We start from the raw sequence: 10,066 nt of genomic DNA, 5'->3' as shown, positions 1-10,066 counted from the left end.
CCTAGATGCCGTAATGGGCCGGCGCTTCGAATAGCCATTTTGGGTGGCTGTCCCTCAGAATGATGGTGTTGAAAACGAGGTCCGAGCGATCGGCCTCAAGCATCATGAGAGGAACAGCCGTGGAGCATTATGCTGGAATCGATGTCTCTCTGACAGAGAGCAGCGTGTGCGTGGTCGATGCGACGGGTAAGATCGCCCGCGAGATCAAGGTCGCCAGCGAGCCCGAGGCGCTTGTTGAGTTTTTCGCCGAGCTGGAATTGCCCGTCGTTCGCATTGGCCTGGAGGCTGGGCCGCTCTCGCAGTGGCTGCACGCAGCTCTTGTCGCTGCTGGCCGTGAGGTCGTTTTACTGGAGACCCGTCACGTGAAGGCGGCGCTTTCGGCGATGACGGTGAAGACCGATCGGAAAGACGCCCGCGGGATCGCGCAACTGCTGCGGATGGGCTGGTATCGCGCGGTCCACGCGAAATCGGTGAACTCCCAGGATACCCGGGCGCTTCTGGTTGGCCGCAAGCTTCTGCAAGGCAAGCTTCTCGACGTCGAACTGAGCATCCGTGGCATCCTGCGCGGGTATGGGTTGAAGGTCGGCGACGTCAGCCGGGGCCGGTTCGAGGCGCGCATCCGCGAACTGACCTCGGGCCACGTCGTCTTGGAGACGGTGATCGGCGCGATGCTGGCGGCGCGCGCGGCGCTGTGGAGCGAGTTCACGAAGCTTCATCGCGAGATGCTGAAGATCGCGCGCGCCGACAAGGTCTGCCACCGGTTGATGTCCACCCCGGGCGTCGGCGCGCTGGTCGCCCTGACCTATCGCTCGGCGGTGGATGATCCTGCGCGGTTTGGGAAATCCAGCACGGTTGGCGCCTATTTCGGGCTGACGCCCAAGAAGTATCAGTCAGGCGAGACGAACCGGGACGGCGGCGTCAGCAAAGTCGGCGACACCATGGTGCGAACCGCGCTTTTCGAGGCGGCGCATATTATGCTGACGCGGGCGACCCGCTTCTCGAGCCTCAACGGCAAATCACGCACCCCTAGATTGACCTGTCGGCTCTGGATCTGATGGCATGGTGTGGCGGTCTTCGTACTGACCACGGACAGAAGCATGATCCTGGCGACGAGATATCGTTCAGAGGGACTTGACGATCAAAGGCCCATTACAGAAGCCTTACGGATAACCGAACCGTGACTTGGTGGCGCGCACCTGGGAGATCGCCCTGGCGTCATTGCCCGCGGCGCAACTCCTGCGGGCATTGGCAATCTCGGCACTGACGCGGCTGTGCACGCCCTTGGTGGTGTGGCCGGTCGCGAGGTCGTTATCCATCACCGCCTGGAAACGTTCGACCTCGCCCGAGCAGCCCGATCCGCTCGGCATGCGGAAGGTGCTGGGCGTCACGCCCGGTGCTGCCTGCTCCGGTGCCGGGGCGGGCGGTGGTCCGGCTGTCTGGCAGGCGGCGAGAAGGAAGCCGGCGAGGGCGGGGATCAAGAACGAAGTGGCGCGCATCGCATGCAGGCTCCGGCTGGCGAATGGCCGGGACAATGACCGATTCCCCGCGCCGTTCCAATCGCCTCCGCTCGCAGGTCAGTCCGTCAGCAGGAGGCGGGAGGCAGCCAGTGTCAGGAACCCCGAGAAAGCGGCCGCCAGCCAGATTGCGTCGAGTCCGATCATGTGATGCGCAAGAGCGCCGGCAACCGCTCCGCTCAGCAGCCCAAGCCAGAGCGTGAAATGGCGCAGCCAGGCGAGGCGGGAGCCGCCAAGCAGGGCCCCGGCGATGCGTTGCCCCATCTTTACCAGCGTGCCGGTCATGTAGGTCAGGCCGATCGTGACTTCGCCGTCGCGCTGGAAGACGGAGTTTTCCATGCCCATGGCGACGGCGAGCATGGCGATGCTGATGCCGGCCTCTCCCAGCCTGTCGGACAGCGCAGCGATGAAGAGACAGATCGTCAGAGCTGCCAGCACGGCGGTATGCCGCCTCGTCCGGGCAAAATGGCCGACGAGCGAGCCGAGCACCACGCCGCCGACGAAGAGCATGATGATACCGCCTGCCAGCGCGATACCGCCGAGATGGCCGTTGGCGAGTTCGATCCCGAGCCGCGTCGTATTCCCGGTCATGAAGGACACGAAGAAACCGCCAAGGCTGATGAAGCCGAGCGCATCGACATAGCCCGCAAGACAGGTCAGCCCGACCGCAAGACCGATCGTGCGGCGGTCGTAGCGCATCATCGGATATCTCTCCCCAGCCTGCCCGGCGATCGAATGCGATTCGCAGGGAGCGGACAATGCATGCCGCGCCAGCAGTTGCGGCCCGGTCAGGATAGCGAGACTCCGGCCGGGACGACGTTGCAAACTTCGCATGTGTCACATGCTTGCGCACCGCGGGTGCTTTCGGTTACATCGTGTCCAGTCGAACGAGGAACGCCCGTGGCCGCATCTGCCACCCATGCCTGGATCCTGAGCCGCGCCGCTGCGCGGACGGTCGGCATGCGCGCTCCGCTTGGCCTTGGTCAGCTTCTTCTCCTTAGCCGCCCCTGAGGGCCGGCCGGGCATGCATGCCTGGGCGCTCAGGGGAGTGACGAGAACCGCCTTCCAGACCTAACGCGCCCATCCGAACGACCGCGGCGCGACCCATTCAGGATCACGACCATGACCAACGCTTCCCAGACTGCATCCTCCAAGGACCGGGTGCTGATCTTCGACACCACTCTGCGTGACGGTGAACAATGCCCCGGCGCGACCATGACCTTCGAGGAGAAGCTGGAGGTCGCGGATGTGCTGGACGCGATGGGCGTGGACATCATCGAGGCCGGTTTCCCGATCGCGTCCGATGGCGATTTCGAGGCCGTCTCGGAAATCGCCAAGCGGATCAAGCGTGCGACCGTTGCCGGGCTGGCGCGCGCCATCAGCGCCGATATCGCTCGGGCTGGGGAAGCCGTCCGCCACGCGGTGAAGCCGCGCATCCACACCTTCGTCTCGACCTCTCCGATCCATCTGCAGCATCAGATGCGCAAGACCGAGGATGAGGTTCTGGAGATCATCACCAGGACCGTCGCCCAGGCGCGCAACCTGGTCGAGGATGTCGAGTGGTCGGCGATGGATGCGACGCGCACGCCGATCGAGTATCTCTGCCGGGCGGTCGAGACAGCGATCAAGGCGGGGGCGACGACGATCAACCTGCCCGATACCGTCGGCTACGCGACGCCGGACGAGTATCGCACCATGTTCAGCTCGATCCGCGAGCGCGTGCCGAATGCCGACAAGGCGATCTTCTCGGTGCACTGTCATAACGATCTCGGCCTGGCTGTCGCCAACTCGCTGGCCGGCATCGAGGGCGGCGCGCGGCAGGTCGAATGCACGATCAACGGCATCGGCGAGCGCGCGGGCAACGCGGCGCTGGAAGAGGTGGTGATGGCCCTGCGGGTCCGTGGCGACGTGCTGCCCTACGATACCGGCATCGAGTCGGCCATGCTGATGCGTGCGTCGAAGGCGGTTTCCACCGCCTGTTCCTTCCCGGTGCAGTACAACAAGGCGATCGTCGGTCGGAACGCTTTCGCCCATGAAAGCGGCATTCACCAGGACGGCATGCTGAAGCACCAGCAGACCTATGAGATCATGACGCCCGCCTCGGTCGGCGTGACCAAGACCTCACTGGTGATGGGCAAGCATTCGGGGCGCGCCGCCTTCCGCTCCAAGCTGAAGGACATGGGCTACGATCTCGGCGACAACCAGCTGGAGGACGCCTTCACCCGGTTCAAGGCCTTGGCCGATCGCAAGAAGCACGTCTATGACGAGGATATCGAAGCGCTGGTCGACGAGAACATCGCAACCGCGCATGACCGCGTGAAGCTGGTCTCGCTGACGGTGATCGCCGGCACGCGTGGCCCGCAGCGGGCCATGATGAAGCTGGATGTCGAAGGGCGCGTCGTCGCCGAGGAAGCCGAAGGCAACGGGCCGATCGATGCGGTCTTCAAGGCGATCAAGGCGATCGTGCCGCACGAGGCCCATCTGGAGCTCTACGACGTCCATGCCGTGACGGAGGGCACCGATGCCCAGGCCGAGGTTTCTGTCAGGCTCTCCGAGGGCGGTGCGTCGGTCACTGGCCGCGGCGCCGACCCCGACACTCTGGTCGCTTCGGCCAAGGCCTATCTCTCGGCGCTCAACAAGCTGATCGCGCGTGGTGCGCGCGTGCATGCGCAGGCGGCTGCGGAGTAGCTGCCACCCTTCAACTGCGGGCCCCGGGGCGAGACGATGAGTTCGTCCCGGGGGCTTGCGGTAAAGTGATGTTCCGGCGGTTTGCGACGAGACCGGCGATGCCGCGTCAGCCGGGCTTGCTACCTCTGGCGACCAGGGCCGGCGACGGCACGGCATAGATGCCGTTGCGCTCGTATGCGGAGACCCGTTCGCGCAGATATTCCTTGATCCTGGCCAGGTTCTCCGGACGCTGCAGGCGCAGGACAGCTGCGGCGCGGACCGTGCCGGATGAAATGGCGTCGATGATCGCGTCGGGAGATGAAACGCGCCAGACCAGCGGGACTTCCACGGTCGATATATTCACGAAACCGGCTCGGGCGAGCAACTGGGCGGCGAAGCCCGGTTCGCCATAGCTGAAGAAGTTGGGGCCGGGAGGCAGCCCCACGTCCAGCGAGCCATGAGCGTGGATCGCGTCATAGACCATCGAGAAACCGATACACTTCGTCGCGTCGCTCCACGAGGCGTAGGCAAAGCGCCCGGCGGGTTTGAGAGTGCGGCAGGCCTCGGCCAGTGCCTTGTCCGGATCGGGCAGGTGGGGCAATCCGAAGGCGTTGAGGACGGCATCGAACTCACCATCGGCAAAGGGGAGGGCCTCGGCATTCCCCTCCACAAAGCGGATATCTGGATAGGTCTGCTGTGCCAGCCGAATCTGGACTGCGGAAAAGTCCAGGCCGATGGCATCTGCGCCATGGTCACGCGCGGCGGCCGCCACATAGCCGACACCGCAGGCGACATCGAGAACCCTATCCCCCGCATTCAGATCGGCGGCGCGGATCAGCTCGGGGATGCAACCCGATGTCACTTCGCCCAGATTGCGATGATAGGCGAGCGCGACCGTCGCCGAGCCCCAGCCCGTCTGCTCGAGATTCCCGAAGGCACTGGATGCGGCCATCAAACGGGCCTCCCCATTACACTCCGCTTGGCCGCGGTCGCGCGGCGCGCATCGTACTTGAGGATAGCACGATCGGAGCGAAACGTCCGCTCGCCCTCACACCGGCCAGCCCTCGTCCGCTTTGATCGTCGCCAGCACGAAGGAGGAGCGCATGTCCGCGACGCCGGGCAGCGTCAGCAGGCGCTGCATCGCGAATTCGCCATAGGCCTCGATATCGTCCGCGACGATATGAACGAGCAGGTCGCATTCGCCGGTCATGGCCTGACAGGAGATCACCTCCTCGAAGGATTTGAGCTTCTCGACCAGCCTTGTCCGCCAGTCCGGGTCGGATTGCGAGAGCTTGACGAAGGCATAGGCTTCGACGCCATGGCCGAGTGCGCGCCGGTTCAGTTCCGCGCGGTAGCCGGCAATGATGCCGTCCTCCTCCAGCGCCTTGAGCCTGCGCAGGCAGGGCGAGGCCGCCATGCCGATCTCTTCGGACAGAGCTGCGTTGGTGATCCGGCCGTTACGCTGCAGGGCACGCAGGATCCGCCGATCGGTCTCGTCGAGCCGAGACGGGTTTGCAGGATGGTGGGGCATCATCGGACCTCAATCCATTTCCTCGGGTCATATCCTGCCAACAGACGTGTCGAAGAACAAGAAATGGTCAGGACATGACCGTCGGCTCCGCGCATGCTCAGTGCATGCAAGGGAGGTGCGCCATGTCGACCGATCCGTTCTCCCGCTCCGGCTTGAAGCCGCATGAAATACCAGAGGATTTCGTCGTCGATCAACGTTTCGACGCCTATTCGCGGGCTGATCATGAAACCTGGTCGCGGCTGCATCGACGCCAGGCCGAGTTGCTCCGCGGTTGCGTCTGCGACGAATATTTCGAGGGGCTCACTGCGCTTGGCATCGCTGCCGATGGCATTCCCGATTTTCGCGACCTGAACCGCGTGCTCGAAGCGGCGACCGGCTGGACGGTGGTGGCCGTGCCGGGGCTGGTGCCGGACCGGGTCTTCTTCACGCATCTGGCGGCACGCCGCTTCCCAGCGGGCTTCTGGATCAGGCGGCCAGAGGAGTTCGACTACATCGAGGAGCCGGACATCTTCCATGACATCTTCGGCCATGTGCCGCTGCTGATGAACCGGGCCTATGCCGATTTCGTCGCGGCCTATGGCGAGGCGGGATTGCGACTGCATGATGCCGCCGATCTTGCGCGGCTGGCGCGGCTCTACTGGTACAGCGTCGAGTTCGGGCTGATCGAGACCAAGTCCGGCCTGCGCATTTTCGGTGCCGGCATCGCCTCCTCGCCGGGGGAGACGATCTTCGCGCTCGAGAGCACATCACCCAACCGCATCGCCTTCGATGCGGTCCGCGTGATGCGTACGCTCTACCGCATCGACGATTACCAGCAGAGCTATTTCGTGATGCCCGGCTTCGACGCCATGCCGGCGCTTGATGAAACATCGCTGGCGATGACCTTGTCCCAGGCGCGGGCCGGGGCCGATATCGATCCGGAAATGGCGCTGCCGGCGGATCGTCTTTTCCAGCGTGGTGATCAGAGCCACCATCGGCAAACGCAGATCGCCTCCTGAGCTGCCGGGGAGAACCGGTTTTCCCCTGAAATCACAGCGATTTCGCTGCCGCCGTCTTGGCGGCGGCAGCGCGCTTGCCTTCTATGTCCGTTCGTGACGCGAGCATGGTCGCGGCTTGGCTGGGGAGCGTGAGGCATGGCTGGCTATTTTCCGAAATGGACATTGAAAACAACCGGCGCGGTGATGCCGGATGAGCGGCTGCCGACCGGGCAGACGATCGTCGCGGGGTTGCAGCACGTCGTTGCCATGTTTGGCTCGACAGTGCTGGCACCGCTGCTGATGGGGTTTGACCCCAATGTCGCGATCTTCTTCTCGGGCATCGCGACGCTGCTCTTCTTCGTGATCACCAGGGGGCAGCTGCCGAGCTATCTCGGTTCCTCCTTTGCCTTCATCGGCGTGGTGATCGCTGCGACGGGCTATGCCGGGGCTGGCCCCAACGCGAATATCGGGGTGGCGCTTGGCGGCATCATCGCCTGCGGCGCGGTCTATTTCGCCATCGGCCTGATCGTGCAGGCCGTCGGCACCAACTGGATCGAGAAACTGCTGCCGCCCGTGGTCACCGGCGCGGTTGTCGCCGCGATCGGTCTCAACCTGACCGCGGTCGCGATGAACATGATCTCGGCGAGCCCCTATACGAAATGGATCGCGTTGTTCACCGTCGTCGCGGTCGCGCTGGTGGCGGTTTACGGGCGCGGGCTGGCGCAGCGGCTGCCGGTGTTGATCGGCGGCCTCACGGCCTATGTGGTCTATGCTGCGACGGCCTCATCTTTCGGCGCTCCGACAATCGATTTCGGGAAGATCGCCGCAGCATCCTGGTTCGGCTTGCCGAATTTCGTCGCACCGGTCTTCGATTTCAAGGCGATGGCGCTGATCGCTCCGGTCGCGATCATCCTGGTCGCGGAGAATCTCGGGCATATCAAGGGCATTGCCGTGATGACCGGCCGTAACCTCGATCCGCTGATCGGGCGCGGCTTCATGGCCGACGGGTTGGGGACCATCATCGCCGGGTCGGGCGGCGGCACGGGCGTCACGACCTATGCCGAAAACATGGGCGTGATGGCGGTGACGCGGGTCTATTCGACCCTGGTCTTCGTCGCTGCGGGCGTGATCGCACTGGTGCTCGGCTTCTCGCCCAAATTCGGCGCGGTGATCGGCACGATCCCGGTCGCAGTGCTGGGCGGTCTCGCTGTCGTCGTCTTCGGCCTGATCGCTGCGACTGCGGGCCGGATCTGGGTCGAGAACAAGGTCGATTTTTCTGCGCCGAAGAACCTCATCACGGTTGCGACCGCGCTGATCCTCGGCGCCGGCGATCTCAAACTGCCGATTTTCGGCTTCGAACTCGGCGGAATCGGCACCGCTACCTTCGGTGCGATCGCACTTTACCACCTGCTCAATCGCCGCACTGCGTGAGGATTTCTCGCAGTTGCACACAGGCATTTAGCCGGAGTGCATTTTTCTGCTCAAACGGGGTGGACAGGGCAGGGGGCGTTTGTTACACGCCCCCTGCCTGACGCGGTTCCGGCCGGCAGAAAGGCAACGTCTTCGTGGCGTATGGGTGATTAGCTCAGTTGGTAGAGCAKCTGACYYTTAATCAGMGGGTCGTAGGTTCGAGCCCTACATCACCCACCACGAACCTTCCTTGAAGTTCAGATATTTAGCCCCGCCTGGGGACCGGCCTTGCCCGGGACCGGCATGGTTGTTTTGCGGCTCGTGCTGCATGTTCCGGTATGCATTCGTGCCGAGCCGGCCAAATCTTCGACCCAGCGTAGCAGCGGCAACTTCGGCCAGATTCCAGCGCTCCGCACAGCCGGACGAGCGCCCCGTTTGAACGAAGGCGTGTGCGCGGATCAGCCCTGTTCGAAAATCGCCGGCGTGCCGCCGGTGTGCAGGATGCAGGCCGCGTCATCGGGCGAAATGATGCGGTCTTCCGCCAGCTTCAGAAGCCCGGCGAAGGTTTTGGCCACGTAGGTCTGTTCAAGGATCAGCGCCTCATGCCGGGCAAAGAGAGCTGCCGCCTGAACCGATGCCGGCGTGGGGGTGCCATATCCCTCGCCGAGTTGTCCGAGGTCGATGCGGACGCGGTCGAGACACCCTGATGGCAGGGCTCGGCCAACAAGCCCAGCAAGGTCGCGCAGGATAGCGTCGAGACGGCGCCGAAGGGTACAAGCGTCGTATTCGACGCTGACCAGATGGAAGGTCCACGGCAGTCCGAGGACGGCCGCTCCGAAGATCATTCCCGCTTCCGTCACGCCCATCGAGCCGGGAAGTACGATGTGCCGGAGATCGAGACTCAGCGCCTGGGCCTGTTCGGATAACTCCTGCGCCGCCCGGACATAGCCCAACGCCCCCAGAACCGGATCGCCAATCAGATAGGGCCGTCGTCCCGCTGCCACGAGTTCGGCGATTGTCTGCCACGCCAGCCGCCCACGCTCCTCCTCGCCAACGGGGCCGAGCATCTGGATGTCGGCCCCCAGTCGCTTCGTCAGCAGGGCGTTGCCGCGCAGAGGAGCCGATGGGTCGCCGGCATAGAGGACGAGCATGTCGATGCCGATTTTTGCCGCCGCCGCCGCGGCCAGCCGGCATTGGTTGGAGGGCAGGCCGCCGGCCACCACCAACATGTCGCTCTTCCGTGCGAGCGCTTCTCCGATCCAGAATTCGAGGCTGCGCACCTTGTTGCCGCCGAAGGCCAGCGGCATGCAATCGTCGCGCTTGATCCAAAGCTGCGGATGCCCGGTCACACGGCCGATGCGGCGCATCGGCTCAAGCGCCGTTGGGCCGCCGACGAGATCGATCCGCGGAAACGCGCTCAGCATGACGTGGTCCAGATCCAGAATGCAGGGGCGCCGCCGCGACGCCGAGCATGGCGAGACAAGCGAAGCGCCCTATAGCAATAGACAAGCCCGGCGGCGGTGCAATCCAGCGCTCGATGCTGACGTTCAGGACGTCCGGGCTTGTCGGCGTGCCGCATTTGCCTCCGCATATTGCAGCAACCGGTCCAGATCATCGCGCGCGATGTCAAAGGTCTCGCCCATTTGCGCCAGAGCTTCGTCGATATCCGCCGCGATGAAGGGCGGAGCTGAGCCCGTCGGGAGTTTGTTCAGCTCGGTTCGTGCTGCACGATGGGGATAGGAGCGGCGCGAGAGGGCATGGAATGCCACCCCGAGCGCAACCAAGGCCAGCGAGTTCAACCCGACGGGGATCAGCGGGAACAGAGAGCCCCATTTGGCGACAGCCGAGCCACCAAGTGCGGCAGTCAGGGCAACCGCGCCGCCGGGAGGATGAAGCGACCGCGTGACCGACATGACGGCGATCGCAAGCGCCACCGCGAGCGCCGCGGCGAGGGTGACGTCAGGAAC

9 protein-coding genes, 1 tRNA gene and 1 pseudogene are annotated in these 10,066 nt (G+C 64.4%); 5 read left to right on the top strand and 6 right to left on the bottom strand.

Features of this window, described 5'->3' with window-relative positions:
* Positions 1 to 119: 119 nt before the first annotated feature.
* A pseudogene (locus tag AC1DRP_RS31815) lies at positions 120 to 1,007 on the top strand (IS110 family RNA-guided transposase); the annotation flags it as partial.
* A 153-nt stretch (positions 1,008 to 1,160) separates the two neighbouring features.
* Here the strand turns inward: AC1DRP_RS31815 and AC1DRP_RS31810 are convergent.
* Positions 1,161 to 1,496, bottom strand: a complete 336-nt coding sequence (locus AC1DRP_RS31810) for a hypothetical protein (RefSeq protein ID WP_476770582.1) — start codon at positions 1,494 to 1,496, stop codon at positions 1,161 to 1,163.
* Between the two features lie 78 nt (positions 1,497 to 1,574).
* A complete protein-coding gene (locus AC1DRP_RS31805) occupies positions 1,575 to 2,216 on the bottom strand; it encodes a YoaK family protein (protein WP_441491560.1) in 642 nt (213 codons plus the stop codon).
* Positions 2,217 to 2,636: 420 nt separating this feature from the next.
* On the opposite strand from AC1DRP_RS31805, the gene AC1DRP_RS31800 reads away from it, so the two are divergent.
* Positions 2,637 to 4,202: a 2-isopropylmalate synthase gene (locus AC1DRP_RS31800; protein ID WP_069879891.1), complete on the top strand. Its 1,566-nt coding sequence runs from the start codon at positions 2,637 to 2,639 to the stop codon at positions 4,200 to 4,202.
* 106 nt (positions 4,203 to 4,308) lie between these two features.
* Here the strand turns inward: AC1DRP_RS31800 and AC1DRP_RS31795 are convergent, their stop codons facing one another.
* Together AC1DRP_RS31795 and AC1DRP_RS31790 are read right to left on the bottom strand one after the other, a co-directional pair.
* Positions 4,309 to 5,133 carry a class I SAM-dependent methyltransferase gene (locus tag AC1DRP_RS31795; protein WP_441491559.1) on the bottom strand — a complete coding sequence of 275 codons (825 nt, stop codon included), beginning with the start codon at positions 5,131 to 5,133 and terminating at the stop codon, positions 4,309 to 4,311.
* Positions 5,134 to 5,229: 96 nt separating this feature from the next.
* Positions 5,230 to 5,712: an Lrp/AsnC family transcriptional regulator gene (locus AC1DRP_RS31790; protein WP_476770581.1), complete on the bottom strand. Its 483-nt coding sequence runs from the start codon at positions 5,710 to 5,712 to the stop codon at positions 5,230 to 5,232.
* 122 nt (positions 5,713 to 5,834) lie between these two features.
* Between AC1DRP_RS31790 and phhA the strand changes: the two genes are divergently transcribed.
* The 3 genes from phhA to AC1DRP_RS31775 all read left to right on the top strand — a co-directional run bounded on the left by phhA (position 5,835) and on the right by AC1DRP_RS31775 (position 8,339).
* Positions 5,835 to 6,710 carry a phenylalanine 4-monooxygenase gene (gene phhA / locus AC1DRP_RS31785; protein ID WP_441506283.1) on the top strand — a complete coding sequence of 292 codons (876 nt, stop codon included), beginning with the start codon at positions 5,835 to 5,837 and terminating at the stop codon, positions 6,708 to 6,710.
* Between the two features lie 135 nt (positions 6,711 to 6,845).
* Positions 6,846 to 8,120, top strand: a complete 1,275-nt coding sequence (locus AC1DRP_RS31780; protein ID WP_441491556.1) for a solute carrier family 23 protein — start codon at positions 6,846 to 6,848, stop codon at positions 8,118 to 8,120.
* 143 nt (positions 8,121 to 8,263) lie between these two features.
* Positions 8,264 to 8,339, top strand: a tRNA-Lys gene (locus tag AC1DRP_RS31775).
* 218 nt (positions 8,340 to 8,557) lie between these two features.
* Here AC1DRP_RS31775 and AC1DRP_RS31770 read toward each other — a convergent pair.
* A complete protein-coding gene (locus AC1DRP_RS31770) occupies positions 8,558 to 9,523 on the bottom strand; it encodes a 1-aminocyclopropane-1-carboxylate deaminase/D-cysteine desulfhydrase (RefSeq protein ID WP_441506282.1) in 966 nt (321 codons plus the stop codon).
* Between the two features lie 123 nt (positions 9,524 to 9,646).
* On the bottom strand, positions 9,647 to 10,066 hold a 420-nt coding region (locus AC1DRP_RS31765; protein ID WP_476770580.1), incomplete at its 5' end, for an HPP family protein.

The organism is Allobosea sp. 01N443, from assembly GCF_056399325.1.
Note: the sequence above shows the minus strand (reverse complement) of the source record. Positions and strands in the feature narration are given on the sequence as shown.

Excerpts from the sequence above, each read along its gene's own strand:
- AC1DRP_RS31795 (WP_441491559.1), bottom strand. The coding sequence starts at position 5,133 with ATGGCCGCATCCAGTGCCTTCGGGAATCTCGAGCAGACGGGCTGGGGC.
- AC1DRP_RS31810 (WP_476770582.1), bottom strand. The coding sequence starts at position 1,496 with ATGCGCGCCACTTCGTTCTTGATCCCCGCCCTCGCCGGCTTCCTTCTC.
- AC1DRP_RS31770 (WP_441506282.1), bottom strand. The coding sequence starts at position 9,523 with ATGCTGAGCGCGTTTCCGCGGATCGATCTCGTCGGCGGCCCAACGGCG.
- AC1DRP_RS31790 (WP_476770581.1), bottom strand. The coding sequence starts at position 5,712 with ATGCCCCACCATCCTGCAAACCCGTCTCGGCTCGACGAGACCGATCGG.
- phhA (WP_441506283.1), top strand. The coding sequence starts at position 5,835 with ATGTCGACCGATCCGTTCTCCCGCTCCGGCTTGAAGCCGCATGAAATA.
- AC1DRP_RS31800 (WP_069879891.1), top strand. The coding sequence starts at position 2,637 with ATGACCAACGCTTCCCAGACTGCATCCTCCAAGGACCGGGTGCTGATC.
- AC1DRP_RS31780 (WP_441491556.1), top strand. The coding sequence starts at position 6,846 with ATGGCTGGCTATTTTCCGAAATGGACATTGAAAACAACCGGCGCGGTG.
- AC1DRP_RS31805 (WP_441491560.1), bottom strand. The coding sequence starts at position 2,216 with ATGATGCGCTACGACCGCCGCACGATCGGTCTTGCGGTCGGGCTGACC.